The sequence below is a fragment of the Nocardia salmonicida NBRC 13393 genome (genome assembly GCF_001613085.1).
Classification (GTDB): Bacteria; Actinomycetota; Actinomycetes; order Mycobacteriales; family Mycobacteriaceae; genus Nocardia; species Nocardia salmonicida.
The window spans coordinates 237,449-264,367 of sequence record NZ_BDBR01000011.1; the positions used below are offsets into that span (position 1 = coordinate 237,449).

At 64.7% G+C, this 26,919-nt stretch carries 28 protein-coding genes, 1 tRNA gene and 2 pseudogenes; 20 read left to right on the plus strand and 11 right to left on the minus strand.

The genetic code is table 11. The features are described 5' to 3' along the window. Nucleotides 1-30: 30 nt before the first annotated feature. Both NS1_RS14230 and NS1_RS14235 read left to right on the plus strand, forming a co-directional pair. Nucleotides 31-1,074 (plus strand): ferredoxin--NADP reductase, encoded by a 1,044-nt coding sequence (locus tag NS1_RS14230; RefSeq protein WP_062984987.1) that lies wholly within the window; start codon nucleotides 31-33, stop codon nucleotides 1,072-1,074. Between the two features lie 212 nt (nucleotides 1,075-1,286). Next, nucleotides 1,287-1,925, plus strand: coding sequence for a TetR/AcrR family transcriptional regulator (locus NS1_RS14235; RefSeq protein ID WP_062984893.1), 639 nt, complete (start codon nucleotides 1,287-1,289; stop codon nucleotides 1,923-1,925). Nucleotides 1,926-2,555: 630 nt separating this feature from the next. Here NS1_RS14235 and NS1_RS14240 read toward each other — a convergent pair. The 4 genes from NS1_RS14240 to NS1_RS14255 all read right to left on the minus strand — a co-directional run bounded on the left by NS1_RS14240 (nucleotide 2,556) and on the right by NS1_RS14255 (nucleotide 5,787). Continuing rightward, the gene (locus NS1_RS14240; RefSeq protein ID WP_062984895.1) at nucleotides 2,556-2,963 is read right to left on the minus strand and encodes a DUF302 domain-containing protein; all 408 of its coding nucleotides are present in this window, start codon (nucleotides 2,961-2,963) and stop codon (nucleotides 2,556-2,558) included. Nucleotides 2,964-2,990: 27 nt separating this feature from the next. Beyond that, a complete protein-coding gene (locus NS1_RS14245) occupies nucleotides 2,991-3,230 on the minus strand; it encodes a YgaP-like transmembrane domain (RefSeq protein ID WP_062984897.1) in 240 nt (79 codons plus the stop codon). Nucleotides 3,231-3,278: 48 nt separating this feature from the next. Continuing rightward, entirely contained in the window at nucleotides 3,279-3,548 is a 270-nt protein-coding gene (locus tag NS1_RS14250) for a metal-sensitive transcriptional regulator (protein WP_062984899.1), read from the minus strand. 79 nt (nucleotides 3,549-3,627) lie between these two features. After that, nucleotides 3,628-5,787: an MMPL family transporter gene (locus NS1_RS14255; protein WP_062984901.1), complete on the minus strand. Its 2,160-nt coding sequence runs from the start codon at nucleotides 5,785-5,787 to the stop codon at nucleotides 3,628-3,630. A 109-nt stretch (nucleotides 5,788-5,896) separates the two neighbouring features. Here NS1_RS14255 and NS1_RS14260 point away from each other — a divergent pair, with 109 nt between their 5' ends. The 3 genes from NS1_RS14260 to NS1_RS42695 all read left to right on the plus strand — a co-directional run bounded on the left by NS1_RS14260 (nucleotide 5,897) and on the right by NS1_RS42695 (nucleotide 6,998). Beyond that, nucleotides 5,897-6,118, plus strand: a complete 222-nt coding sequence (locus NS1_RS14260; RefSeq protein ID WP_062984903.1) for a YgaP family membrane protein — start codon at nucleotides 5,897-5,899, stop codon at nucleotides 6,116-6,118. 101 nt (nucleotides 6,119-6,219) lie between these two features. Beyond that, on the plus strand, nucleotides 6,220-6,840 hold the full coding sequence (locus NS1_RS14265) for a mycothiol-dependent nitroreductase Rv2466c family protein (RefSeq protein WP_062984906.1): 621 nt from the start codon (nucleotides 6,220-6,222) through the stop codon (nucleotides 6,838-6,840). After that, a complete protein-coding gene (locus tag NS1_RS42695) occupies nucleotides 6,840-6,998 on the plus strand; it encodes a DUF8730 family Cys-rich protein (RefSeq protein WP_494408692.1) in 159 nt (52 codons plus the stop codon). The genes NS1_RS14265 and NS1_RS42695 overlap by 1 nt, the downstream gene beginning before the upstream one ends. Before the next feature lie 7 nt (nucleotides 6,999-7,005). Here the strand turns inward: NS1_RS42695 and NS1_RS42250 are convergent. Beyond that, nucleotides 7,006-7,509 (minus strand): annotated as a pseudogene (locus NS1_RS42250) (cytochrome ubiquinol oxidase subunit I); the annotation flags it as partial. Nucleotides 7,510-7,604: 95 nt separating this feature from the next. Here NS1_RS42250 and NS1_RS41635 point away from each other — a divergent pair. Next, nucleotides 7,605-8,048, plus strand: coding sequence for a DUF3099 domain-containing protein (locus NS1_RS41635; protein WP_062984908.1), 444 nt, complete (start codon nucleotides 7,605-7,607; stop codon nucleotides 8,046-8,048). 193 nt (nucleotides 8,049-8,241) lie between these two features. Here the strand turns inward: NS1_RS41635 and NS1_RS41185 are convergent, their stop codons facing one another. After that, on the minus strand, nucleotides 8,242-8,394 hold the full coding sequence (locus NS1_RS41185; RefSeq protein WP_174562648.1) for a hypothetical protein: 153 nt from the start codon (nucleotides 8,392-8,394) through the stop codon (nucleotides 8,242-8,244). A gap of 1,488 nt (nucleotides 8,395-9,882) precedes the next feature. Here NS1_RS41185 and NS1_RS14275 point away from each other — a divergent pair. Continuing rightward, on the plus strand, nucleotides 9,883-11,202 hold the full coding sequence (locus tag NS1_RS14275; RefSeq protein ID WP_084503720.1) for a site-specific integrase: 1,320 nt from the start codon (nucleotides 9,883-9,885) through the stop codon (nucleotides 11,200-11,202). A gap of 146 nt (nucleotides 11,203-11,348) precedes the next feature. Here the strand turns inward: NS1_RS14275 and NS1_RS14280 are convergent. Continuing rightward, nucleotides 11,349-11,416 (minus strand) — tRNA-OTHER (locus tag NS1_RS14280). Nucleotides 11,417-11,682: 266 nt separating this feature from the next. After that, on the minus strand, nucleotides 11,683-12,138 hold the full coding sequence (locus NS1_RS14285) for a hypothetical protein (RefSeq protein ID WP_063816147.1): 456 nt from the start codon (nucleotides 12,136-12,138) through the stop codon (nucleotides 11,683-11,685). Between the two features lie 283 nt (nucleotides 12,139-12,421). Between NS1_RS14285 and NS1_RS14290 the strand changes: the two genes are divergently transcribed. Both NS1_RS14290 and NS1_RS14295 read left to right on the plus strand, forming a co-directional pair. Continuing rightward, nucleotides 12,422-13,261 carry a DUF2637 domain-containing protein gene (locus NS1_RS14290; RefSeq protein WP_062984914.1) on the plus strand — a complete coding sequence of 280 codons (840 nt, stop codon included), beginning with the start codon at nucleotides 12,422-12,424 and terminating at the stop codon, nucleotides 13,259-13,261. A gap of 175 nt (nucleotides 13,262-13,436) precedes the next feature. Beyond that, nucleotides 13,437-14,054 (plus strand): hypothetical protein, encoded by a 618-nt coding sequence (locus NS1_RS14295; protein ID WP_157125210.1) that lies wholly within the window; start codon nucleotides 13,437-13,439, stop codon nucleotides 14,052-14,054. Here NS1_RS14295 and NS1_RS14300 read toward each other — a convergent pair. Next, nucleotides 14,039-14,563, minus strand: coding sequence for a hypothetical protein (locus tag NS1_RS14300; RefSeq protein ID WP_143876023.1), 525 nt, complete (start codon nucleotides 14,561-14,563; stop codon nucleotides 14,039-14,041). The genes NS1_RS14295 and NS1_RS14300 overlap by 16 nt on opposite strands. A 230-nt stretch (nucleotides 14,564-14,793) precedes the next feature. Here NS1_RS14300 and NS1_RS14305 point away from each other — a divergent pair, with 230 nt between their 5' ends. The 11 genes from NS1_RS14305 (at nucleotide 14,794) to NS1_RS14355 (ending at nucleotide 22,703) form a co-directional block, all read left to right on the plus strand. Then, nucleotides 14,794-15,369, plus strand: coding sequence for a hypothetical protein (locus NS1_RS14305; RefSeq protein ID WP_062984920.1), 576 nt, complete (start codon nucleotides 14,794-14,796; stop codon nucleotides 15,367-15,369). 91 nt (nucleotides 15,370-15,460) lie between these two features. Continuing rightward, nucleotides 15,461-16,684 (plus strand): hypothetical protein, encoded by a 1,224-nt coding sequence (locus NS1_RS14310; RefSeq protein WP_245914569.1) that lies wholly within the window; start codon nucleotides 15,461-15,463, stop codon nucleotides 16,682-16,684. Beyond that, entirely contained in the window at nucleotides 16,672-17,457 is a 786-nt protein-coding gene (locus NS1_RS14315; RefSeq protein WP_063816141.1) for a class II glutamine amidotransferase, read from the plus strand. Before NS1_RS14310 ends, NS1_RS14315 begins: the two co-directional genes overlap by 13 nt. An 84-nt stretch (nucleotides 17,458-17,541) precedes the next feature. Continuing rightward, on the plus strand, nucleotides 17,542-18,783 hold the full coding sequence (locus NS1_RS14320; RefSeq protein WP_245914568.1) for an amidoligase family protein: 1,242 nt from the start codon (nucleotides 17,542-17,544) through the stop codon (nucleotides 18,781-18,783). Continuing rightward, complete coding sequence (locus tag NS1_RS14325; protein ID WP_062984923.1) at nucleotides 18,771-19,547, plus strand: class II glutamine amidotransferase; 777 nt, start codon at nucleotides 18,771-18,773, stop codon at nucleotides 19,545-19,547. Before NS1_RS14320 ends, NS1_RS14325 begins: the two co-directional genes overlap by 13 nt. A gap of 50 nt (nucleotides 19,548-19,597) precedes the next feature. After that, on the plus strand, nucleotides 19,598-19,933 hold the full coding sequence (locus tag NS1_RS14330; protein ID WP_062984925.1) for a hypothetical protein: 336 nt from the start codon (nucleotides 19,598-19,600) through the stop codon (nucleotides 19,931-19,933). Then, a complete protein-coding gene (locus NS1_RS14335; RefSeq protein ID WP_062984927.1) occupies nucleotides 19,930-20,412 on the plus strand; it encodes a hypothetical protein in 483 nt (160 codons plus the stop codon). The genes NS1_RS14330 and NS1_RS14335 overlap by 4 nt, the downstream gene beginning before the upstream one ends. Then, a complete protein-coding gene (locus NS1_RS14340) occupies nucleotides 20,409-20,753 on the plus strand; it encodes a hypothetical protein (protein WP_062984929.1) in 345 nt (114 codons plus the stop codon). Before NS1_RS14335 ends, NS1_RS14340 begins: the two co-directional genes overlap by 4 nt. After that, the gene (locus NS1_RS14345; protein ID WP_157125211.1) at nucleotides 20,720-21,370 is read left to right on the plus strand and encodes a hypothetical protein; all 651 of its coding nucleotides are present in this window, start codon (nucleotides 20,720-20,722) and stop codon (nucleotides 21,368-21,370) included. The genes NS1_RS14340 and NS1_RS14345 overlap by 34 nt, the downstream gene beginning before the upstream one ends. Before the next feature lie 208 nt (nucleotides 21,371-21,578). Next, nucleotides 21,579-22,304: a hypothetical protein gene (locus tag NS1_RS14350; protein ID WP_062984933.1), complete on the plus strand. Its 726-nt coding sequence runs from the start codon at nucleotides 21,579-21,581 to the stop codon at nucleotides 22,302-22,304. A 159-nt stretch (nucleotides 22,305-22,463) separates the two neighbouring features. Further along, nucleotides 22,464-22,703 (plus strand): DUF6374 family protein, encoded by a 240-nt coding sequence (locus NS1_RS14355; RefSeq protein ID WP_062984935.1) that lies wholly within the window; start codon nucleotides 22,464-22,466, stop codon nucleotides 22,701-22,703. Nucleotides 22,704-23,029: 326 nt separating this feature from the next. On the opposite strand, the gene NS1_RS14365 is transcribed toward NS1_RS14355, so the two are convergent. After that, nucleotides 23,030-26,296, minus strand: coding sequence for an arabinosyltransferase domain-containing protein (locus tag NS1_RS14365; protein WP_373864336.1), 3,267 nt, complete (start codon nucleotides 26,294-26,296; stop codon nucleotides 23,030-23,032). 194 nt (nucleotides 26,297-26,490) lie between these two features. Continuing rightward, nucleotides 26,491-26,919, minus strand: a pseudogene (locus NS1_RS40795) (site-specific integrase); the annotation flags it as partial.

Consider the following 26,919-nt stretch of genomic DNA (forward strand, 5'->3'; position numbering starts at 1 on the left):
CAGTGGCTGTCCAGCATCGAGGGAGATGGAATGTTCTCGAAGAAAAATATGCCATGTGAGCTCACTGTGTCACGCGTGGTGCAGGAGACGCAGGATGCGGTCTCGATATGGTTTGAAGTCCCGGAGCATCAATGGGCAACATTCTCGTACACTCCGGGACAGTTCCTGACGTTGCGCATTCCTGGGAGTGGCGAGAGGGAACCTGTAGCCCGTTGCTACTCGCTGTCGAGTTCTCCGCACACCGAGGACGAGCTGGCTGTCACAGTAAAACGCACAGCGGGTGGGTATGGATCCAACTGGCTGTGCGACAATATCGCCACTGGCACTATCGTGTCCGTGCTACCGCCTAGCGGACATTTCACGCCGCAGGATTTGAATTCGGATATGGTACTGCTAGCAGCTGGCAGTGGCATCACGCCGATCATCTCAATTATCAAGTCAGCCCTGCTCGAGGGTGATGGCCATCTTGTGCTTTTCTACGCGAACCAGGACGCAGAGAGCGTAATTTTTGGCGAAGACCTTCGCTATATGGCGAAACAGTTTCCGGAACGGCTCATTCTCATAGAATGGCTGGAGAGCGAGCGAGGACTCCCGGACCGAGAAACTCTCTCAGAACTCTGCAGCGCATATAAGAATCGAATGTACTTCGTGTGCGGTCCAGCAGCTTTCATGGACCTAGTGGGCGACGTAGCGCATCATGTCGGCATCCCGCATGGCAATCTCCATCGAGAAATTTTCCAATCTCTTCGTTCCGATCCATTCGACACCGAAATTGGCGTCAAGCAGTCGATGACCACGGAGCAGGCACGTCTCGTGGTCTACCTCGATGGTGACCGTGCCGAGCTTCAATGGCCCAAGGATCTTACGCTCGTCGAAGTCCTGCTGAACGAGGGCTTTTCGCCGCCGTACTCGTGCCGCGAAGGCGGATGCGGCGCGTGCGTATGCAAGGTCATAGATGGTGACATACAGATGAGAGTGAACGACGTACTCGACGAGGACGACATCGAGGAGGGCGACCGCCTGGCTTGCCAGTCTCTACCGATCACCGATACTGTCATTGTGACATTCGGCTAACCGTCCACAACCGGCAGTGGCCGTCCGGCGGTGACATCGCCAGAATCCAGGCGTTAACGGGCTGCCGACCTCGTGTACTTGTCCATCCGTGTAGCCCGTAGCGTAAGATCGGCATCGTGGCAGGCGCGCGACGGAAAATGTTGGAGGTCGGTAGCTCGGTGGTTCGGCGAGTTGACGCACGATCAAGCCGTTGGGAAGAGCATCGGGCCGTAGTGCGCGCGGAGCTGGTCGATGCCGCGTACCAAGCCTTCGCTAAATATGGCCCCGAGGCCAGCATGGACGATATCGCCCGGGAAGCAGGCGCAACAAAACCTAAGCTGTATCGCCACTTCAACGACAAACAGGGCCTCCGTGCCGCTGTGGTGGAGCGGGCGAAGGACCTCATGTGGACCAACATTCTCGATGCGGTCGACTTCGGATCCGAGCCGATCGGTAAAGTGATGAATCAGCTCGTCGAGCAATATACGCAATTGGTCGACGAGCACCGCAACGTTTTCAAATATCTCGTGCGGAGTCATTTTAGCGAGAGCTCATCAGAATCCGATCAGGCCCTGGAGGATGCACGCGAGCTCGCCGGTTTCATTGCTGGCCATTTCGCCGCCGTGTTGGAGAACGTTGGCGCGGACAGCACCGGCATAGATTTGGTCGTGCAGTCAATCATAGGGGCCAGCCTCTCCGCAACCGATTGGTGGATTAACTCGCAAGCCGACCCATCCGCGATGTCCCGCTCGGCCTTCCGGGATCATCTCAGCGCTATCATTTGGGGAATTATCGATGCGTCGTCGCGAGCCCGGGGGATCCGAATCGATCCGACTGCGACGCTGCACACCGAGAATATTGGACTGCTCTAGGCGGATTTCGCATGACAACGAAGTCCGATCAAAGGCCTACATTCCAGGCGTACCATCTCGGTCGCTTTGCTGTGGCTTGCCAGGCCCAGCACGGCCGACGAGCAGGTTCAGGACCGCGCTGGGGTGCGGGGTCTGCTGCAGATTAGAAAGGATTTCGGGCTATAGCTACTGTAATTGCTGATGAGGGTTCTGGAAGGAAGCTGCGCTGCAATGTATCCAGCCCCATTGCTCACGTCATACCACCTCGCGTTGGCAATCATTCTATCATTTCCTTGATATTCAATTGCTTCAGTGCCAGTGGCTGATGCACCGGTGCTACATGTGAGTGCGATACGCATCCCCCCGGCCGGGCACCGGCAAGGACGCCATCGGTCCCGCTCTGCAACCAGTCACCACCGGTGCACTCGGAGTCCGAGGTCTCGAACCGGCGCGCTTGCTCGGCGGGTCGGTCGGAAAGCCTAGGCTTGGCGAAGGCCGGAGTGAGATGTGGTGGGTGGTCTCACCGAGCGGCGTGCCAAGGTTATTCGGGTCGTCGATAATCGGCTCAGGGCCGTAGGGACGATCGGCTCGTTGGGAAGGCGCGGCAGTCTGGCGCAGTGACCGGGATAGACCGGGACGGTGGGCGTCATGTCAAATCCCCGTGGCCCCCAGCGCAGCCAGGGCTGCGCGCAGGCGGGTGGTGGCATCCTCGGCGACCGGATCGAGTGCGGGCTGACCGGTGACTGCGACCATGAGCTGGGGGTTCATCGCTTCGACGATGATGGTGTCGGTGTCGGTCCGGTCGCGACGGACCACGACATTGCAGGGCAACAGGAGCCCGATCTGGCGGTTGATCTCGACCGCTTGGTGGGCCAGGGGTGGGTTGCAGGCGCCGAGGATGCGGTAGTCCTCCATGTCGTGGCCGAGTTTGGCTTTGAGGGTGGCTTGCATGTCGATCTCGGTGAGGATGCCGAATCCTTGCTCGGCCAACGCGTCTCGGGTGCGTTCGAGCGCGTCGTCGAAGGTGGTGTGCAGCGTGGTCGACAGGGCCAGGTCCATTCGTGTGCTCCGATCCGAGGAGAGTGGTCAGGCGGTGGGGGTTGGGCAGGTCGTGTCGGTCAGACCGAGTCGGCGCATCACCAGGGTGGCCGGGCACCAGCCCGCCGCGCTGTAGAGCAGCAGGTTCGCCCCGACCAGGGCGGCCAGAATCAGCCACCACGGGGACAGGGTCACACTCAGCAATACGCTGAGCAGGACCAGGGTCCCGGCCAGGGCCGGGACGAGGCGGGTGATGGTCCATCCGTGCGGTCGCGGTGGCAATGCCATCGGCGGGAGTCCTTCCAGTGTGCGTACCCGACCCCGCGCTGTGCGGGGTCAGGCCAGGGCGAGAAAGAGCTTTTCCAGTTCGTCGATGCTCATGGGCGCGGCCTCACCCTCGGGGGTCTCGGTGAGGCATTCGCGCAGGCCGGTGGCGACGATCTTGAATCCGGCGCGGTCGAGCGCTTTGGAGACCGCGGCGAGTTGGGTGACCACGTCCTTGCAGTCGCGCCCGTCCTCGATCATGGCGATCACCCCGGTGAGTTGGCCCTGGGCGCGGCGCAGCCTGTTGAGTACCTGCGCGATAGCGTCGTCGTTGCCGATCATCGATGTTTCCCTTCTCGGATCCTCCCCCCTATACCCCATGGGGTATAGGGGGTTCCGAGGAAGTGGGTTGGCCGGTGGGTCAGTGGTGAGCGAAGCTGATGGTGGGCAGCACCCGGGTCAGCCACGCCGGGCTCCACCAGGCAGCGTGCCCGGTCAGGCGCAGAATCACCGGCAACAGCACCAACCGCACCAGCAGTGCGTCGAGCAGGACCGCGACACCCAGGATGATGCCCATCTCCTTCGGGGGCAGCGGGTCGGCCAGGGCGAAGGTGAAGAACACCGCCACCATCACCGCCGCGGCGGCGAAGATGACCCGCCCCGAATGCGCGAGCCCGTCCAGGAGCGCGGCGTGGGGGTCGCCGGTGCGCTCGTAGTGTTCCTTGGCGGTGGCCAGCAAGAACACCGTGTAGTCCATGGCGATGGCGAAGATCATCGCGAAGAAGAACACCGGCCCCCACCCGTCGAGGAACCCTTGCGGGGTGAAGCCGAGCAGCTCGGCGCCGTGCCCGTCCTGGAAGATCAGCTTGGCCACCCCGAACGCGGCCGCGGTCGAGAGCAGGCTGACCAGGGTTCCCAGGGCAGCGATGAGCGGGGCCTGCAACGCGATCAGCAACAACACGAACCCGAGCACCAAGATGATGACCACCACGATCGGCAGATAGTCGTCGAGGGCTTGTTGCAGGTCGAGGTTTTCCGCCGCCGCGCCACCGACCACCGCGTCGGCGGGCAGGTCGGCACGCAACCGGTCCAGGATTTCGGCCATCCGCGGTGCGGAGGGATCGACTGCGGGCATGGCCTGCATCATCACCAGATCGGCACCGTCGACGGCGAGCTGGGGCGGGGTGAGCATGACGATGCCGTCGCCGGCGCGCGCGATGGTCTCGGTGGCCGCCGCGTCGGCGGTCGAGGTGATGATCGACAGCATGCCCGGGGCGCCGGGGCCCATCTGCTCGGCGATCAGTTCATAGCCCTGGCGCACCGGCGCGTCGGTGGGCACGACCGCGATCGAGGGCATCGCGGTCTTGAGCCCGAACACCGGTGCGGCCAGCCCGATCAGGATGGCCAGTGCCACCGCGGCGAACGGCCACGGATGCTTGTGCAGGATCTGGGCCCAGCGCGCGAACACCGGCGAGCGGTGCTGCTGGCGGCGCGCGTACGGCAGCGCGGCGGCGTTGATCTTGGTGCCGAGCGCGCCGAGGACGGCGGGCAGCAGGGTCAGGGTCGCGGCGAGGACGAACACCACCGCGAGCATGATCCCGACCGCCATGGTCCGCACGGCGGGAGCGGGCACGATCAGCACCGCCGACAAGCTCACCAGCACCGTCAGCCCTGAGAGCAGGACGGCTTTGCCGGCAGTGTCCATGGTTTCGGTGACCGCGGCGCGGGGATCGCCGGTGCGGGCCAGCGCGTCGCGGAAGCGCGCGACCAGGAACAGCGCGTAGTCGATCCCCAGGGCCAGGGCGAACATCATGGCGAAGTTCATCGCCCACACCGAGATCGGAGTGATCTGATTCAGCAGCACCAACCCACCCGCGGAGGCCACCAAGCCCGCGAGGGTCAGCAGCAGCGGCAGCCCGGCCGCGACCAGCGAACCGAACGCCAGCACCATGATCGCCAACGTGACCGGCCACGACAACATCTCGGCCTGGATCATCGCGTCGTGGTTGGCGACATTGAAATCGCTCCACAACGCCGACGCCCCGGTCGGATACACCTCGATCCCGTCTTTCGACAGCGCGGTCAACGCGGCTTTGTGCTCGTCGACGGCTTTGACCATGTCATCGGTGGAGGCATTGGCGCCCGCGATCACGATGCCGGTGTGTCCGTCAGGGCTGATCGTGAACCCCGGCTGCGGGGCGATCACCTGCCCGATCCGCTCGTCCCCGGCGAAGACCGCCGTGGCCTGCTCGACCACCCGTGCCATCGCCGGGCCACCGATCGTGGCGGTGTCGGAATGGATCACCACCTGCACCGCGGCCGAGGAATTACCGCCGAAATGCTGCTGAGCCAGCTCGCGGGCACGGACCGATTCCGAGCCGTTGGCTTGCCACCCTGCCCCGGCCAGGGAGGTGAACACACTCGGCGCGGCCGCGCCCAGTGCGATCAGCACCAGCAGCCATATCCCGATCACTGCCCGGGTGCGCCCGGCCATGAACGCGCCCCACCGGCCCAGCATTCCTGGCCCGGAGGTCGTGCGGGGTGGTTTCGCCGAGGCGGTATCGAGCTTCGTTTCGGTCATCCGACCCTCCTTTAATACCCCCTGGGGTATATTGATATCGAGTTCGACAATACCCCAGGGGGTATAGTCGAGCGCAACCCCTGTTCCTGTGTCGAAGGAGTGCAGCGTTATGGGCATCGTCGAATTCATGCGAAGTACCGCCGGGCGCCTGGCCCGTATCGCCGCCGGAATCGTGGTGATCGCCGCGGGTTTGCTCCTGGTCGGCGGGACCGCCGGGATCGTGGTGGCGATCATCGGGCTGGTCCCCATCGCGGCGGGAGTGTTCAACTTCTGCTTGCTCGGTCCGGTGTTGGGAGTCGACCTGCAGGGTCGACCCCGCGGCAGCCACTGATCGGCCCAACTTTCGCACCGCATCGAAACCCTGCGCGGCGGCCCACGGCTCATGCCAAGGCGCCAGCCGCCGTTCCTACCATTTCCCTCAGGAGGCCGTCGATGGCCGAAATCGACCTGTATCTCGATCCCGTCTGCCCGTTCGCATGGGTGACCTCGCGGTGGCTGCTCGCCGCCACCGAATCCGGTCCGCACACTGTGCGGCTACAACAGATGAGCTTGGCGGTGCTCAATGAAGGCAGCGACGTCGACGCCGATCACAAGCCGATGATCCAGCGATCACGCCGCCTCGGCCGGGTCTTCGCCGCGGCGACCGACACCGCCGGAAGCGAGGCCTTCGCGCGACTGTATGAGACGCTGGGGACACGACTGCACGTTCGCGGCGACGAGATCGATCACGACGCGCTCACCGACGCACTCACCGAGGCCGGCCTGGATCCGGCATTGGCCCAGCGTACCGAGGACACCGCCCTCGACGCCGAACTCGCGAACACCCACCGAGCCAGTCAGGACGCGCTCGGCAGCGCCGGTGGCAGTCCGATCATCGTCATCGACGGACACGGCTTCCACGGCCCCGTCCTGACCGAATCCCCGACCGCGCAGCGCGGCCCGGGCCTGCTCGCCGCCTTGGTCACCGCCGCGACCACCCCGGGATTCGCTGCCCTGCATCGCCCCTATCAAGGCCCGCCCACAATTGATGCCACCACCGAGGAGGCCCGCTGATGTGCTCACCGGTGCGATGCCGCACCTGCGGTAAAACCACCTGGTCGGGCTGCGGCGCCCACATCGAGGCTGTCCGCGCCCGGGTGGGCCCCGATAACTGGTGTCCAGGCCCTCCAAGGCGAACGGCAGACCGAGCACATCGCCGTAGCGGCCCATGAGCCCCGGCCACAACAGCCCCATTTCGAAACTGAGCACCGTCCCGGAAACAGCACCGATCGCGAACAGGATCGCCGAGACCGTCGCCCACCTTTTGGCCAGCCCCAGCGCGACGGAATCCTCCCGGACCAGGCCACGCCGGTGCACGACATAGATCATGGCGGGAAAGGCGACACCGAAACAGGCCAGCACGATATGCCAGCCCAACGAGAACGCCATCTGCTGGCGAGCGGGCAACAAGCCCGGCGGTCCTTCCCCACTCGCCACCAGGAGCGAGACCACTGTGTTCGACACCATCACAGCCCCTTTCCGCCCCCTGTGACAAGTCAGTTCGCCACTCGGGACTGCACGATCCGATCGCCCCAACACGACCTGTTGCGAAATGCCCGCGCCTGCTCGCCTAAAACAGTTCCCGGGCCCCACCCGTCGACATCGGTGGCAATGCGTACCGGCATCTGCTTCGCCCGCCGTGATCGCGCAGGAGCAGCTCGGCCAGGCGCCGGTCACCGACATCGCATCCGGGCCGACGATACAGTCAGCAATGCGCTCACTGCGGATCCGACATTCGCGCGGTGATTCGGTCCGGCACAGGCGGGTAAGGCCTGCGCATGAAACGGTCTGCGCCGGGCTCTGCCGCCGACGGGGACGAGCGGCAGGCGGCGTTGATCACCGCCGTGGGCTTGTCCTACCCCGAACAGCATCGCCGTCGGGTCCGCAAGTACGTGGTCCTGATGGCGTGTCGGGTGCCGTCGTTGCTGTTGGCCACCGCCGTGTACGCCGCTGGTGGTCCCGGCTGGGTGGCCGCGGCGATCATGGGGGTGACACTGCCGTTGTCGTGGATGGCGGTGTTGATCGCCAACGACCGCCCACCCCGCGAGAAACGCCTTCCCTCGCTGCACCGGTTAACGCCAGTGACCTCATCGCCTTCGACGAACACATGGGAGATCTGGAGGTCGCCGTGGGTGAATGCCGGCGTTCACGGCCGAAGCGCGATCTCGGCTATCCGGCGGTTGTGTGCGACTACGTTGGTGGGGCCACCCCGCTCCTGGTAAGCGCTGCACATTTGCGGTTGAGCTCCGATGCGTGCGCGTCGAGGCTGCGGCCGGGCCATGGCGGTAGCGGCGCGTCGTGCAGCTTCCGTATGGTGGCGCCCGCTGCGGCCCACGCCGCTGGCGATGCGGTCGACGGCTCACCGAGGCGCCGAGTGCCAATCCTGGCAGAGCGGCGAGCGCGAGCACTGGTGGCTTACGCCACAGAACATCCGGAGTCGGGAACGGTGCCGGCCATCGCCTCGACCTTGGTGTCGGTGTTCGACTGTTCAGCGTCGATCTTCAGGAACACCCCGCCGACGTGCAGAGTCGCGCGCTCGTACTGGACGACGACCTCGACTTCTTTCACGTCGGAGATTATGGCTGGGGTGACCATCGACGTCGCCGGGATTATCGCTGGCCAGTGGCCCGTCGCTGGCTTAGCTGAGCGTTGTCTCAACGGATCTTCGCCCGGAACTCTGCTGGTCGCCGCTGTCACTGTTGCGTGCTGCCAACTGGTCGACAATCCCGCCCTGCCACACCCGGCGACGTCAGAATTCACCAATCGGATCGGTGAGATCCGACACTGAGCAACGCTTCAGCCGATGTCCGTTGCCAGTGAAAATAGGCTATTGCCAACCCACCTGAGCCATCGACGCAGCCTTGCCACTGAACCTGGACCATCGAGAGCCCGACCAGCCAGTTCGCCGTGGCCGATGGAGAGAGTTGGCTCACTTTGAATGGCAAATCGGGTCGGGGAGTCTGCCACTCAAAATGGGCCACCGCAGGTCAGCGAGGTTGGCGTGGCTCATCTTCACTGTCACCGGACAGTCGATGCGATCCCTCAGCACAGATGCTGGCTGAACTCGCCGATACCCACGACACGGAGATGATCCATCATCGGCATCTCCCGCAGCGGCATGCAGTTGGCTAAGAGCGCGAAAACTGACACCACCCGAGCGCGAACTCGAACACCACTTCGCGATCTTGGTCTGCCGATCGTCAGCGCGAATTTCGACACCACCCGAGCCAGAGGAAGGGCCGTTGCGTTGCGGGTCGTCGTGCCGCCGAATCGCCCTCGGCACGCGGAGGTCGCCCAGATCAGCAGCGATCGGCGGCTTGGCGCCGCCGGACGGCGAGCGCGCCGGACGAGCCGAGCTCGGGCGGCGGTGTTGAAATTCGCGCTGACGGACATCGAGCCGTCGGCAGGTGGTGTCGGGATTCGCGCTCGCGTGGTGTTCACTTTGGCGCTCAGAACCATGCAGTCTCATGACTTGCCTGTAATGGGGCCGGCGGTGGCTTCATCCCCGCTCGGGCGGGGAGCACTGTAGGCCGGACAGCTGCACCTCCCCCACCCTGGCTTCATTCCGCGCGCCCGGGGAGCACGCATACGCAAAGGTGCCGCAGCTCGATCGGGAGGCTTCATCCTCGCTCGCGAGGGGTGGCCGTCGACGCGCACACCGAACAGTTCGTAGGCGGGGTGACAAGTCTGGCAGTCGCCGTCGCCGAGATGGACTTACTCGACGACGCCGAATCAGGGCCCGGTGCGCTAGTTCAGGGCCAGGTAGACGGTCATGGCGCCTCTCGCGCGACATAGCAATCCTCCACACGGTCGACCGCCGCCGCCACCGTAATGGTCGCAGCAGCCGCTAGAGCTGCGCATTCAGAAAAGTCGCCTCCCCAGACACAGGTCACGTGGACCGACGCCGCGTGCTCGACGCGCACTGCGCGAGGTCGAACCCCGAACTCCACCCGCAGACGACGCCGACTCCCCAACTCACCGAACGGAAAGGGATTTCGTTGCCACACCACACCAAGACAGCCGCCACCCACAACAACCGACTCAATCGGTGTACCCATGACCCGCGGTAGACCACCCCGGCCCCTCGGGGTCCCCGGCAAACCGATGCTCACCGAACTCGCTCCCGGGCACTGGAAAGCCCGCGTCCGGGTCCGCGACTCCTCCGGAAAACGCCGAGAGCTCATGCGTGTCTCCCCGACCAAACTCGACTCCCGCCACCGCCCGATCCCCGACCGCACCGGCCAACGAGCCCTCGACGCCGTCATGGCAGCCGCAGCCGTCATCACCGTCGGCCTCGGCGGGGAACTGTCCACATCCATGACCGTGCGCGACCTCTGGGTCCGCTACCGCGCGAGCCTCATCGCACAAGACCGCACCACAAACACCATCGCCCGCTACGACGAAGTCGCCAAAATGTTCAACACCGCCTTCGGTGACCGGCGCCTGTTCGAAGTCACCACCTCAGCCATCGAAACCTTCCTCACCGAAGTCGGAAAGGCCAGGGGCCCTTCGAACATGCGCACCGGGCGCATCGTGCTCTCCGGGATGTTCCGCTACGCCGTCCGCACCAGCCCCCTCGAAGTCAACCCGGTCCGCGAGGTCCAGATGCCGAAAAATATCGAAGCCAAAGGCCGCACCGGCGGGGCCGGCGACCTCACCACCGACGAACTGCGGTTCATCCTCTCCGCCGTCCGGACCTCCCAGATCCCGTGCCCGCGACAGCTCGCCAAAGCCGAACGAGAACGCGGCACACCCGTCAAGGCCTACACCCCACCGACCGTCGCTGCGTACTGCGAGAGCGCCGACCTCGCCGACGTCATCACCCTCTACGCCGCCACCGGCCTGCGCCGCTCCCAGATGCTCGCCTTGCTGTGGACCGACATCGACCTCGACGCCGCGACCCTGCGCCCCACCGGAAAACTCGTCCGCGTCGCAGGCAAAGGACTGGTCCGGGTCACCAGGAAAGACGACCCGAAGAACCGGACCGGCACCATCGCAGTACCCGAGTTCGCGGTGGAAATGCTCAAACGCCGCAAAGCCGCGGTGGCGAACCGCCGACCGGCTTCTCCGCCGGACCCCGGAATCGAAGTGCTGGACCTGGTATTCCCCTCAGCCGTGGGGACATTGCGTGACCCGCAAAACGTCGGACACGGCTGGCAGCGAGTCCGTGAAGCCCTCGGATTCGCCGAGGACATCACCCCACACAGTTTCCGCCACGCCGTGGCCACCATCCTCGACGACGCCGGCCTGTCGGCCCGTGTCACTGCCGATGTCCTCGGCCACGTCGACCCTGCCATGACCCAACGCCACTACATGGCACGTGGACGCCCACACAAGGCCGCCGCCGATGTCCTCAACCGAGCGGTGACCGGATAACGGATTCAGACCGCTCGCGAATCCGTTCGAAATACGCTGCCCAACTCGAACCCCGCCGGACACTCGCCACTTGAATTAGTGGGGACTTACTGGTGACCACATAGCCCGCAAATCAGACCAAAAACATGGCCTGAACTGCGCATATGTGGAGCTAAGGGGAATCGAACCCCTGACCTTCTCGATACAGGCGAGACGGGCTACCATAGACAACTCCAAACAACAAATCGGACAACTGATTTGCGCTCCTACCTGGTGAAACGCACTGGCTACGACAACTTTCGACAACGATGGACAACGGTCAGCAACGGGCCGCCCAGCTGAATTAGTGGTGACATAGTGGGGAGCGCCTTGCGGTCCCACTCCCGACGCCGAGCATCACGTGACGCATTGGGATGCCCGATTCCGCCGAGCTCAGCAAGCCTCGCCCGCACCAAGTTTCGGGAAACCCCGAGCGCCCGCGCGGCCTGAATCGGAAGCTGGTCACGGCCGGTCGAGGCGGGCGATACGCGCCAGCACCGACGCTCGGGTCAAGCCGCCGTCGGGGTGGCGATCCAGGTCGGTGCGCTCACGCGCCATCATCGATTTCACTGTGCCGGTGGCGACTCCCAGCATCGCCGCGGCCACCGAGTACGACACCGACTCGGTGTCGTCCCTGCCGACCGAGCGGCCCACCATGCGCCCGACCGGTGTTCGCCACCACACCGGCTCAGGCTCTTCAGGCCAGGCGACGCCAGCGAGGTCGATCACGGTCTGCGCGGCGACCTCATCATCGTCGCTACACAGCGACGCCGCCAGGGTGGGGGCGGTCTCGGCGATGCGTTCTCGCGTCATATCGGCGAGGTCGAGAGCTCCGATCGCTTCGAGCGCTCCGACGATGTAGTTGTCCAGGGCACCTGCCAGCTGGTCGGCGTCGGCGGCGGTATTGCTATCGGTCATCGAGAACACTCCTTGACGGTAGAGGCAGAACCGACCCAGTGATCACGGGCAACCGGTGCGACCCACACAACGGTATGCAACCGCAAATCGGTTGGCAACCATTTAGCGGTTGCATTGTGGCTGGATGCCGCGCGCCGTGTTGACCCGTCCCGTCAGCCACCGCGTGGCACATCCGATCGCCGCAATGTCCTGACCATCAACACCCCGAACGATGGGACCAGCCATGCAGCCTGCATCACCACGATCTACCCGAACTCAGCCGACTACGAGCGAAGACGTGCGCATGGACCGTGCGCACGTCTTCTTCTGGACCGAGCTCTGCATCGCCGCCGGAGTCAGCGTGGTCGGCAACGCAACCCAAGCCGTCCTCCATACGACCGTCTTGCCAGCAGTCGCGGCCACCGTCGCTGTCATCCCGCCCCTGGCCTTGCTGGCCGCGGTGCACGGCGTCGCCCTGCTCACCCGTGCGCACACCGCCTCCCCTACTGCGCGACGCGCTGCGACCGCGCTGACCGTGGTCATCGCCGGTGGCGCGTTCTGGCTGTCGTTCACCGCGCTGCGCGCTTTGGCGATCACCGCAGGTGTGCCCGCCGCCGAAGCATGGCTTTGGCCGCTCATAGTGGAGGGGAGCATGACGCAAAGTTCTCTGGCCCTGTTGACGTTGGCTCACACTCAGCAGCCTGACACCGACACCGAGTCGGTAACTCCAGCCCCAGCACCACAGCCCACACCCGAACTACCCGAATCTCGCAGCGCGCCCGTCACACTACCGGCTCCACAGCCAGCCGCCACCGAGCCCATCGAGGACGCCGCCGCCGAACAACCTGCGGACAAACGCCCCGACCTCGACGTGTTGGCAGCATTGATCTGCGAACAAGATCCCGGCGGGCGGCGCGATCGCGGCACTGTCACCACAGTTCTCACACACCGCTATGTCGACGAGTGGAATGCCAGTCGTATCTCTCGCGAGCTCGAATGTAGCCGCTCGGCGGTCAGCCGTATCCTGCGCGACGCCGAGCGGTTGCGTGCGCACGCAGCCACCGACCGTGCACACGCCGAGGTTGGGCCGCCGACTGTGCGTGCGCACCCTGACAGCGATCGTGCGCACGGAGAACACCTATGACGGGTTGGGCCAGACAATGTTTCAACATGCGCACACCCCGCCCGAAACTATGCCGATGTGGGCCAGGACACATCGACAGTTTGAGGCCATCCGGTGTTGGATCGATGCACGGTTCGTTGCCAGGCACCACCTCTCGTGTACTAACTCCAGCGAAACCCACGTCCTTGGGGGACCAGTGAACTTCGATATCAGCTGCCCGCAATGCCAAAGTATCGACTTGGTCCAGAGCGTGCCCGCCGCCATGTCGGAGGGAACGCACAGCGGCTACAGCACCGGCATGCATGCCGGGTTCGGCGTCGCCCTGGGAGGAACTGTCCCCATCATCGGTACCTCTACCCACGAGTTCAGCCACAGCTCCGCCCTAGCCAGAAGCTTGGCGTGGCGACCAGTTCTGCCATCGGCGGGCCCGCTGTCCGCCCTAGGCACGGTCCTGATGTTCTTCGTCCTGATCATGTTCGGCTTCTGCAGTATCGGGTTGACCATGGATCCGTTGCCATCCAATCCGATCCGGATGATGGCCTCGCTGCTGGGCCTCTATCTGTTTCCAATCGTGCTGTCTATCCCGGTTGTAGCGATCTTGACCGTCGCGTTCAAGCGTGCCCGCCGCAACGGCAAGGTCGATGCCGGGCACAACCGCGCGCGCGGTGTCTGGAGCCACGCCTACTACTGCCACCGATGCGGTGTCGCCTACTGGCCATACCCAACAGAACCCGGCATCCCCTACCGGGTCGCCCTCGCACCAAGCCAATTCCGTTGGCATGTCTGGAACACCGGCGGCTACGCCAAACTCTGACCGTCCGATTCATCAGCGTTTGGCATGACCTGCGGTTCCCTCTGAGCCTCTGGCCGTCCAGGTTCCTGGGCCAATCCGGGGAGTCGACCGCGATCACGCAGCTTAGGATTGTTCGCTGCCCTGTCGGAGGCTCGGGCCGAGGCCATCAGTTGTCGCACTTGTTTGTTGGTCAATTCGAGCAGTTCACCGATGCTGTCATCGGACTCCCCCAAGTCGCGTATCTCCGCCACAGCGCCCGCTTGCTGACCGAGCCATCGAGCAACTTCTGCCTCGTGCTCGCTTTCCAGCTGTTCGATCCGTTTGCGTAGCTCACTAACGCGCTGATCATGTACCCCGGTGCACCGGCGGATCGATCCGGCAGCGCGCAGGTAGACCTGGACCGCGTCCATCATGGCGGCCTCGCGACGTTCGGCTTCGTCACGCCGAACCTTCATCACGTTATGGACCTCGTCCAAACGCCGACTCAATTCGGGATCGCGCTTGGACCGTCGTTGTTTGCCAGTAGGCATCTCAATCTCCTGAGAATGGCCCGACCAGCGGCTCTTCCACTTTCAGACTACGCCTCCGCCAGCGGGGCTTGCCAGTGCTGTGAAGGGAACCACATCTGCCACAACATCTCTCAGTCGAAACGGTGATCCGCTGAATGTCGCACGTTGCGGCGGGTCGGACCCAGCGGTCTTCGCGCCGCACCCCCACATGAGCGTTCACCCGTGGCACCGATTGCACAGAACGGACACCAATGACCGATGCACTCAACAGGATCGAGCTGGCACTCCGCGAGATTGCCGGACCAGAGTTCATCAGGACCCTCACAACGACTCTCACGCAGCAAGACTGGGCCGAAGACGAGATCAGTCGAGCACAACAGCGACATCCCGACGTGGCTGACGTGATGCACCACAGCTTTTCGTTGTTGACCGCGACTCACGAACGAATGGCCACCGAGTTCGTCTACCGAGCCCATGCCCGGGAGCTCATCGAGCGGGTCGCGACCGGAGTCTCGACCAAGCCCGGGACCTCGGTCGAGGTCGTGCTGTTGCTGATGCGTGCCAGCCTCGTAACGCCGTTGAACACCACCGCGTTCGGCCTGTACTTACGAATGTGGCGCCAAGCAGGACTGCCCGACCTAGGCGGGCCGATCGAGGACCTTGACGGGCACTACGAAGCCATCAATACCAGCGGGATCGATGACTTCGAAGCCATCGCCCGTCGCAAGCTCGCGAAGCCCTCACGGGTGCTGACGCTCGTCGCCTGCGAGGGCCGCCACCTCGGCGAACCGGCCGACTGCCGCTTTACGTCCGCGCGAGCCGCCTGACCTGCGCCTCCGCCTTTTCGTCCTGAATTTTCGCGCCGCATCCCGGGTTTCGGGTGCGGCGTTCGTCGTTTTCCGGAAGGGGTTATTTGCTGTGCCCGAACTTGGTTTGCTCGACCCGTGTGGGATCTGTCGATCCCGTGAGCCCGACATCCACGTCGACATCGACGGCGGACGCGTCTGCCAACGCTGCGTGCTGACCTGCGGACAGTGCTACCGCTGCGGTGCCCGCTCGATCGCCCTGACCGAGACCGCCGAAGCAGGACAGCTGTGTTCGATCTGCGTGTCCAGGTTGCACCCGTGCGGGTCGTGTTCGGCGGTCACGTTCACCCGGTTGCCGGTCGATACCGGTGGGTTCGTGTGCGGGATCTGCGCACACCAGCTCTATGACCAGTGCTTCCAATGCGAGCGCTACACCCTGCACAGCCGCTACGTCGTCGGCAACCAACGCGCCTGCCCAGCGTGCGCACAGTTGCAGCGCTCGTGCCGGGACTGCGGCACGCTGATCGCCGGGCGCCGCGGCTGCGATCGTTGCGCTGATCCGCACGCGTTGTGGAACTACTCCTACCGGCCCGATCCGATCTTCCACGGCACCGGGCCGCTGTTCCTCGGGCTGGAACTGGAAGTCATCGTGCCCGAGGATCGCTTCGACGACGCGATCGCTACCGCGACCGATGCGCTCGGTTCGCTCGGGTATTTGAAGCGTGATTCCTCGATCCGGCCATCGGGTTTCGAGATCGTGTGCCACCCGATGACCTACCAATACGCCCTGACCGAGTTCCCCTGGCAGCTCCTCGACAAGCTCGCCCGGATGGGGTGCGAAACCGACGACAGTGTCGGTCTCCATGTCCACGCTTCCCGGACCGGGTTCACCGGGCCCGCCCACATCTACCGGTGGATGAAATTGGTCTATCGCAACCAGGACCAGGTCTCGATGTTGGCCCGACGCGTCAGCCGCTACGCCCCCTTTGAACCCAACACCCGCGCTCGGGCGAAATACCTCGCGAAAGGCTGCCGCAACGCGGTCGGGTTGCCGCGGTATCAGGCGATCAACCCCCACCCCCGCGACACCCTCGAACTGCGGGTTTTCGCCAGCTCTCTCGAAACCCGCGCGGTGCAGGCGGCATTGGCGTTCACCGAGGCCTCGATCCGCTACACCGCCGACCTCACCATCCCCCAGATCCACGCCGGCGGGTGGGACTGGGAGCGGTTCACCGACTGGCTGACCCGCCGGCTCGAATACGCGCCCTTGGTCGCCGAACTCGCCGACTTGACCAACCTTGCTGACGAACAGGAGGTCGTGCTGTGTGCCTCTTAACTTTCATCCCGGCCTCCGTGGCCCCCGACCCGACCGCGTTGCGCCATGGTGCCGAGTCGAACCCGCACGGGCACGGGTTCGCGGTCATCGCCGGGCCGACGATCGTGACCGGCCACGGCATGAACGCCGATGAGGTGATCGACTTGTTCGCCCGTGTCCGAGCCCAGCACCCGAGAGGTCCGGCGCTGTTTCATTCCCGCTATGCCACCCATGGCATCCGGACCGTAGACAACTGCCACCCTTTCCGCCTCGCTGGAGACAAGCGAACGGTTCTCGCGCACAACGGAGTCCTGCCCAAACGCGTCCACCCCGGCCCGTATGACTGGCGATCGGATACGCGCATCGCGGCCGAGGACTACCTGCCGTCTGAGCCGTTCGGGTCGATCGATACCTACCGCGGGTTTCGTGGGCTGGAGTCGTGGTTGGGGTCGTCGAAGCTGCTGATCTTCACGGTCGACCTGGCCTTCGATCAGCAGGTGTATCTGTTCGGGGAGTCGAAAGGCCAGTGGGACAACGGAATCTGGTACTCGAACACCAGCTATCTGCCGTTGAGCCAGCGCTACCCGAAGCGGTATGTCTGCGAGAACTGTGACGACATCGACCTGTACCGGGTGAGTCGCTACTGCGTCAAGTGCGGGTGGTGCTTCGCCTGCGAGAACCGGTTCCCGCACTGCGAATGCCGCCAACCCCGCGCCCGCAGCACCCGCCATCGCGCCCTCAGCCGCCCGATCGCCCTGCCCGCGGCGCGCCCGCCGACTACACCGAGCACCTAGCAGACCTGACCTGCCCACCACCACTTTTCACCTCAGCCTGCACCCGTCGGTGCGGGCTTTCGTCGTTTTCAGGGAAGGAATTCGATGCCCACCGCTGTCATGGTCGACCTCGCCGAATGCGAGGCCTGTTCCACCCCACACCCGCTCACGGAGTTGGTCGAGACCGCTGAGGACGACCGGCTCTGCTCTGGTTGCGTCGCCGATCTGCAGCTGTGCGCGGGCTGTGATCTTCCCGCCCGTGAGACCGCGCTGACCACTGATGACGACTACCGGTGTGCCAGTTGCCGATCGGCGTTCAGTGTTTGCGATGACTGCGTGCGCTACGCCCGCTACGTCGTCGCGGTTATCTCCGGTGGTGATGTGTGTGAGTCCTGCGCGCTGGAGTACTCCACCTGCGAGGACTGCAACTTCGCTGTCGCCGAGCCGATCTCGATCAACGGTGATTGGTCGGTGTGTGATGACTGCCGCCAGGACTATCGCGAGTGCGACCGGTGCGAGACCCTCATCCGCGGCCGCGAGGACTATTGCGAGGACTGCTACCGACCCGACCATGCAATGGTCCACGACTCCGAGTACACCCCGCGCCCGATCTTCCACGGCAGCGGCCCGCTGTTCCTGGGCCTCGAGCTCGAACTGCGCACCACACCAGTCGGTTTCGACGACTCGGTCGAGACCGCGAACGACCAGCTCGGGCGTTTGGCCTACCTCAAGCACGACGGCTCGATCAGCTGCGGATTCGAGCTCGTCACCCATCCAATGAGTTTCGACTACGCGATCGCGGAGTTTCCGTGGTCGGTGCTGTCGCGGTTGCGGTTGCTGGGCTGCTACACCGACGACGAGGTCGGCATCCACGTCCATCTGTCCCGGGCCGGGTTCGACTCCCCTGCCCACATCTACCGCTGGCTCAAACTCGTTTACCGGAACGAGGACGAGGTCACCACGCTCGCGCGCCGACACGATTCGCAATGGGCGGGCTTTCATCCCGACATCCGCGCCAAAGCCAAGGAACTCGCGCACGGCGGCCGTGGATGGGGCCGCTATCACGCCATCAACACCCGCCCTCCGCACACCTTCGAGCTGCGGATCTTCGCCAGCTCACTGCAGCGCCAGCAGGTCCAGGCGGCCCTCGGTTTCGCCCACGCCTCCGTGGAGTACACGCGCACCCTGCGCTCCTACGACGTCGCCCGAAACCAGGGCTGGGACTGGGCCACGTTCACCGCGTGGGTCGCCACACGACCGGAGTACGCCGCGCTCACCGCGGAGCTGACCGCCACCGGATCGAGTGTGTCCACCGAACACCAGGAGGACCTCGCATGTGCATCCTGACCTTCATCAAGCCCGGCATCGTCGCTGACTACGACGCCCTCGCCGCCGGCGCCGCCGCCAACCCGCACGGGCATGGTTGGGCCGTCCATGCCGGAGACCGGCTCATTGTCGGGCACGGCCTGGATCCGAAGACCACGATCACCGAATTCGCCCAAGCCCGCTCGCTGTTCCCGGACGGGCCGGCGTTGTTCCACTCCCGCTTCGCCACCCACGGCAAACACACCACCGCGAACTGTCACCCCTTCGCTATCGGTGGTGACAAACGCAGCGTGCTGGCCCACAACGGGATCCTGCCCGAGCATGTCCACCCGCTCCCGGGTGACGATCGCTCCGATACCCGGATCGCGGCCGAGGACTTCCTGCCCCGGTTGCCGTTCGGGTCGCTGGATTCCTGGACCGGACGCACACGGTTCGAACGCTGGCTCGGGACCGACAAGGCCGTGATCCTCACTGTCGATCCCGCCTACAAACACCCCGCCTACATCTTCAACGAACAGGCCGGGCACTGGCGGGACGGGTCCTGGTATTCCAACCACTCCTACGACCTGGGCCGCTTCCCCCAGGGCGTGGTCTTTGACTACGGGTTCGACGACGGCTTCTGCGACAACTGCGGCGCCGAGATCGACGACCCGGACGGCCCGCACTGCCTCTATTGCGGTTACTGCGTGCAGTGCCAGCGGACCTACCCGCGCTGCACGTGCGCCTGCCCCGACGAGTCCGAGCGCTACGCCGACTTCATCGACATCGAACTCGAAACCGCCTGACCCCCAACATCTATCGCTCCGTGTGGAGCTCTGCGGGAAGGAAACCCTCGATGACACATCCCCTGACCACTCCTCCCCTGCGGTATCGGCTGCGCGCCGCCCTCACCCAATTGCGCGGAGCAGGGTCGGCCGCCGATCCCGCCACCGGTTCGCGCGAGTCGACGCTGGTGGTAGCCGCACTGCACGAGGCACGCCACCACAACCGCCCGGTCACGCTCCGCACCCGCGGTGGACACCTGATGCCGCGGCTGAGCGTGGACAACGTCCACAACCGCCACGCCAGCCTGAGTACCGACTCCCGCGAAGCAGTGATCGTGCCGTTGCGGTTCATCGAATCCGTGCAGCAACTACGCCCCACCACCGACGGCGAGCGGGGGCTGTTGTGAGCACCACTGCCCTCGGCGCGGCCGACCCCTCCCGCTGGACCGCACGCCTGCACCCCATCCCCCAGCTCGCACGGGAAGTGTTGGTCATCGGCTGGCACGCAGCATTCGCCACCACGCCCGCCGCAGGTACACGGGTTGCGGTGTTTCCCGACGTCGAACCCGGCCCCGATCATCTGACGGTGATGGCGTTGGTGCGCATCGAACACGCCACCGCGCTCGACACCATCACCGACGACGGCACCCACGAAACCCAATGGGGTCCAGACCCGTTCGGGATCGCCAAGACCGGCATCAGCTGGCGGCTGGTCCCCGCCCACCGTGACGGGGATGGCCGGTGGGTGATCGCACCAGGGTGGTGGGCCGCCAACGGCGAGGAAGCAGTTCTGTCGAACTCGGTCACCGAACGCGCGCTCGGCGCACCCACTGTCGTGCCGGTCTATGACCACGACCCCCACACCGGCAAACGCTGGACATCGTGATTACCCACATCGGTGAACTCACCGCGTGGATGCGCGCCCAGATGCCCGCCCTCGACGAAGACCGGCACCTGCCCTGGAACAGCGGCACACCAACCGCCGCGTCGCTGGTCACGCTGATCCACGTCCGCGTCGAAGCCCCGTTCACCCCCGATCGGGCCACCACGGTGGTCCTGGTCGCCCACCCCGCTCCCGCCGACGACACCGAACCGCATGCCGGATCGACAGATTCGAGGACCACTTGCCCAACAATCCCCGCTGCCCCGCCTCACGCTCGGCTGCGGCCGAGCGTGTTCCGATCCCCGCGCGCTTGGCGCATTCTCCGGTCTCGGCGGGACTGGTAGTCCCGTATATCACTCTGGCGCACCGGGATCGGACCCGTCCGATATGGGGTCGGATCGACGCGCAGCGCCTCGGTGAGGTGCTGGACAACAAGCGGTGCCAGGTCTGCGGCGAACCGCTCGACGCGACCCTGGTGCTGATGATCCGCCCTTCGGACTACGTGCGCGGCGTGGCCGTAGAGCCCGGCTTGCATCCTGAATGTGCTCTATACAGTCGGCGTGCGTGCGTGATGCTGGCCGGGCACGTCGACCGCTACAACCCCTCCGGCGGCAGCCCGCTCAACCGGTGCGGTGACCCGCTGTGTCGCTGCCGATTCTGGGCCTCTGTCGAAGACAACGATGCCACGCCGAGCCGCGAGGGCAAACCCGCCGAAGCCTGGTACGAGGCCTGGATCAAGCTCGAGGACTACCGCATCTTCACCGTGCCCGCCGACGAATCCGGTCCCGCCGCCACCGGAATCGCGCTTCGCCGGGTGCCGTTGCTGCGGCTGCGTAAGGTCCGCGATCCCGCACCCGACGGCGCCAACACCGAGTGGATGGACATGCTCGCCAAGATCGTCGCGGCTCGAAGGCTGTGGAACACCCTGGTCGTCGACGAACACCCTGACATCAATTCCTGATTCCCGCCCGTTCCGGCGTTGCGCCCGTCACCGTCCGGCTTGGCCGTGACCGGTGCGGTCGCGACTTCGGGCACCAATGGATGGAGAACCTGTGACAGAAGAGGGTGCACTAGTGACCGACGAACACTGCGCTCAGGACCAGCGTGCCTCGCCAGCACAACGTTCCTACTATCAACGGTGCGCAACATGCCAGGCACCGATCGCGCCATTGCAAGCCGACAAAGCAGTCGGGGTTACGCCGCCCCGACAGTGGGTCGACAAGACCAACAACGTCCACCAGTTCGACCCGGTCGACCACGAACACTCCCCCTCGCCCCTGTGCTCGTGCGGTCACACCGCCGAGCAATCCACCGGGCGACCCGGCCGGTGTGGCGTCTTCAAGTGCACCTGCACAGACCACCCCGCCCCGGACCTGATTCCGCGGGCCGCGCCGATCGACTGGGCCCAGGTCGGTCAGGACGCCCACGCCCGCGGTGAGCCAGCAGCCCCCGCACTGAACTCCTCTGTGCGCGAGGCGATCGCGGGGATGGCGGTCGGTGGCGGCGCTGCCGAAATCATGCGAACCTTCCTCGACGGATGGAACCAGGCCCAAGCCCTGGCCGACATCGCCACCGCGATGGCGGACAACGCAGAGGTCGCGGCCGCGATCGGCCCGGTCACCACAGCACGATTGATCTCGATCGCTACCGACCTCTACGACACCTACGGCGACCCCGACGACATCCTGAGCACCGGACAACTCGACACCCTCGAACGGTTGCGCCTGCACCCAGACCCATCAGACGGGCGATCACCGGCGATACGGCCCTGGGATGTCATCGCGATCGCCGTCACAGCGATGGAGCTCGCCGACCAGCACGGACTTCGCGACGCGTCGCTGTGGGAGGTGATCGACTGCGCATACCTCCACATCCACACCGGCCCACGCCACTGACCCGATCACCAACTGGATCCGTCGGCGATCCGACCGACAGATGGTGAGCCACTCTCACCTGCATCCACATGTTGTGGATAACTCTGTGGACAACCACAACACCTTCGACCCTGAACCTCATTATCGAAAGTTTGTTCGAATACGAGTAACGTGCCGAACATGACCCCGCCGCCGACACCGGAATCAACCGCAGCCACCCTGGCCCCGGTCGGTCGGCAACTCCGTGACGCGACAGCCTTCGGTGCGGTCGCGTCCGCCGACCAGATCAATGACGTCCTCGCCCGCATCGACGCGCACAAGCAACGACAGTTCCGCGTCGACGGGCTCAATGCGGCGAACCGGCCCTTGAAACCGCCATCGCCGATGGGTTGCCAGAGCTACCGACAGACCCCACGGTGAACAGTTCGTCGTCGTTGTTCGAGACCTGGCCGCACGACCCGACAGCGCCGATGTGGCGGATCGTCGAGCCCCCGCTGCCGGTCACCGTCGAACTCGGGACCGCGATCGTGACCCGACCGGCGCACTTCGGTGTCAACAAGGTCCGCCTCGGCATCCGCAAAGGCGGCCTACGCCTGACAGATACCACACCTGGCCTCCTCCGAGCTTGGGCCAGGGTCGCTTCTCTGCACTTGTCAATGCAGTGTCGGGGTTGAGTGTTCTATCAGCGGCAGCTCGTCCGCTACCTGGTGCTGCGCGTACCTGCCAGAGGGGACGCGCGCCCTCAGTTACCGGATTCCGAAGTTGAGTGGACCGGGAGTCCAGCGAGCCGAGCGATCGACGGTGACTGTATCGAGTTCTGCCGGACTTGCAGTTGCGTCGAAGGGCACAAGGCGGTGGATCTCGCCCCAGTTGCGTTTCCAGTCATCCTTCAAATAGGAGGGCAGAACTTCGGTGCGGGTCACGAGGTCGGTATAGCCAAGGGGGCCACCCGAGGCGTGGCTCTGCCAGTTGCTGGTCATGATCGCCGCGGAAAACTCGGGAAGTATGCGGTATTCGGGAATCTCGGCAACGCCGTAGCGGTGCCGCATCGGCTGCTGGCAGGGAAACTGCAGACCGACAAGCCAATCCAGGAGCACCGGCCGGGTGTGACCGACCAGTTCGTCGAGGGTGCGCAACTCAGGCACCCGTGGTGGGGTCACCGCCACCCATTGCTCCGCATCGGAGCTGTCGACGGTGGCAACGATACGTACCGTATCGGCTTGGGATGGCAACTGCTGCAGCGGAACCCGAAGATTGCGCCAAGAAGGTTGGAGCACGCTGACGTCATCAGGAATGATCCGCCCGAGCGACTGCACCTCGGTCACGCTCGTGCTGCCGTATTCGATCTGAACGCTCTGACCGATTACTGGGAGGCCGTCGAGATCGGTGGTGGCGACGCGCCCCGCGGCCGCGATCGCGAGGATCTGACCGCGGCTTCCGCTGGCGTCGGGCATCGGGAGTCGATACCAGCCGGAGACGAGCGTTTTCGTGACACCCGGGCTGCCATAGCTACCGAGGACTGGTGTAGCGGCCGGATTCAGTCCGAACGGGAGTGCGATCGTGCTGCCGTTGATGCCGTGCGGGCTGGACCCGCCGGGCCCACTGCCCTCGATTGAGCCGGATTCGGTTGTAGTTCCCGCGCTGCCGAGGGACTGGCCGACCGATGCTGCGGCGGCGTCAGAAGCATCGGGGACCAGGTCGTTGGTGTTGACGCCGTTGGGTGTGAAGCCGTCGACCTCGACCCCCAAGGCAGTGGCTCGGTCGCCCGACAGCGGTTGCAGCATCCCCGCGTTCGGGTCAGGCTCGACCAAGACCTCGTTGGCCAGCCCACACGGTTCACCAGCGAGCGCGGAGAAGTTCGACTTCGCCAGCGAATACGCCGGGTACTGATCGATTCCGGCCTTGATGAATGATGCGACCTCGAAAGCCACGACCAGCCCAACCGCGATAGTCAGGACCGGAATCCGGCGGTGTGTTCGATGTTCTGCGCTGCGGAACGGTTCGCGGATATGCAGCCAACCCGCGAACGCGAGCAACCCGATCGCGACCACGAGCAAGGCGGTGCCCGCACTGATGCCCTTGACCGAGATCGGCTTGTCCCACCACGGAATTCCGTACGCAGCGACATACCACCAGCTGTTCGAACTGGTGAACGCCAGCGCCAACACAGCAGTGACTACTGCTGCGAACAACGCGCGGTTACGTGGTGATCGCACGACACGGGGGCCCGCGGCGACCGCCGCCACTACGGCGACCGCACCCGCGAGCCCGGCGAAGACGCCAAAGTGGTGGGTGAACTTGGTCGGCGACAGAGCCATCAGCGGAATAGTGGCGATGGTCGTGCCCAGGATCCGGCGCGTCGGCCCGGCCGCCAGGCCGGGAATCCTGCCGCCGTGGCGCAACAGAGCCAATACCGAGACTGCCAAAGTCAGGAATAGCAACAGCATCGCGAATCGGCGCGCCATCGAACCATCAGGACCAGCTTGGAACAAGGATTGATAGACGAAAGTTTCGTCGTACCACGGCATGTTCGGGCCGACCACGGCGTGCGCGTCGCTCATCGCCGAGACCTCGGAGAACGGCTGACCGATGAAGACGATCGCAAGAATCGATACACCGAGCGCCCCAGCCGGTGCCAGCAGCGCCAGGTATCCAACGCTACGAGCCCGTTCAACGATGATCTGCACCAGCGGCCGAGCGCCGGCCAGCAGCGCGGCGAAACAGATCACTCCGGCGGGATTGGTGACTACTGCCAGCGCCGCCGGTATCAAGGCAATCGCGGCGGGAGCAAGGCGCCGTGTCGCCAGGGTTCGCTCCATCGACACCCAGACCAGCAGAACCCCAAGCGCAACCGCCGGTTCGGGCCGAAGTCCGTTGTTGTACGGAAGCCAGAACGCAAGCAACGCCAAGCCACCGGCCCAGATCGCTGCCTTCTCTCGACGTGCGGCAATACCGAGACGCGGCACGACCTCGCGGCTGATCAGGAACCAGCACACGATGGCGAAGATCAACTCCGGTAGTCGCACCACAATGCTCGCCGTCGATATCTGCGCCAACCAGCCCACAACGAGGTCGTAGGGAATCCCGATCGGCGTTTCCGGCACCCCGAAGTAGGCGAAATAATTCGCCAGATACCCCGCGTGCCCAGCCGTTCGCGCCATGCCGAGGATGTAGCCGTCGTCGGCGGTTCCGGCGCCGATGAAGTACCACAGGATCAGGGTGCCGATGACGACGCCGTCGACCCACCGAGGCCGCCACCAACGTTGCGGCAGGACTCGGCGATTGCGGCGCCCGTCAAGGCAATCGAGGCGATGCAATGCCAATAGCGCCAGCACCGCTGCGATGAAGACGCCGATGATCGCGATCAGTTTGAGCACCGACGGTGAGGTCGTGAACCGAGAATCGATCTCCACGTCGACCCGCATTCCCGCAGGAACGTCACCGGCCAGATCGGTGAAAACCCCCACCAGTTGCGGCCGGAAGTCACCTTCGACGATCACGGGATCGGAACCACTGACCTCGATAGTGGTTCGGGCGCTGGTGGATACGATCGCAACATGACAGTCCTGAGCCAGGTCCGCCACCTCGGTATCGACCAGCGTCTTGTCGCGCAGGACGACCTGCAGCCGACTACCACTGTCAGCCGACGCGACGAGCACGTTCAGGCCGTAGTGCCAAGCCTGCCCGGATGCGGGCGGCACCGTCGCCAGCAGGTACCCGCCGCGGGAGCTCAATCCCGCAGGTGCAGCGCACGGGACCGTCGCATCAACACCAACCGGTGAATAGGACACCAAAGGCGACGTCACACTGGCCGCGCGACCGCCCTGCGGCCACGTGAACGACGCCTGTTGCTGTTGCACGGGAAGGAACGGCACCGCTACTGCAAGTAGCACGCCGACGATTCCCGCGACAATCGCGACAATTCGCCACAGCCGAACAGAATCTTGCTGCTGGTCCTGGGGATCGAATGGTTGATCGTCGGACGGCCGCCGTCGGCTGAGCAACAAGGTCACGATTTCCGATCCTAGCCAACCGCCCGAAGCACGTTGGCGCGCCCCGAATACCCTCCGCGACAGCACGCTTCGATCTAGATGAGACACCCGAAATGTGTGCATCAATATGCGTGACCCGTCTACTCCTACGGACTGGGCCAGTTTCGCCGACGATCACTTCGCCCGCTTCCGTGGGGCGCGGCGCAAGGTCTGCCTCAAGGTTCGCCGATCCTCCTGGGTAGATGAGGCGTGCCGAGGGAGATGGTCCGGGACGACAATCGGCTGACTGCATCACGTTTGTCGCGCAGGAAGGTCAGCGTGAGGTCGATGCCTTCGATCTCACCCAACCAGCCTTCAACATGCGCGCGTTCGCGTCGCTCGACCAAGTCGGCTTCGATATCCGTGAGCCGCATGATCATTTTCGGGTCGACGCGGAGCATCGAGCACCGAATGCAAGCATGCTCATGGCTGCAGGGCGTGGCGTAGGGGCGCCCGCACGATCCCAGTTCGACTTTGCGTTTGTCGAAGTGCTCTTCGAACTCGGCCCATTCCTGATCGGTGACCGGCCGGTATTCCTCGGCGGGGCGTAATGCTCGTCGGCGTTGCAAGTGCGCCTGATAATGGCGAGTGACATCCTCTTCGAA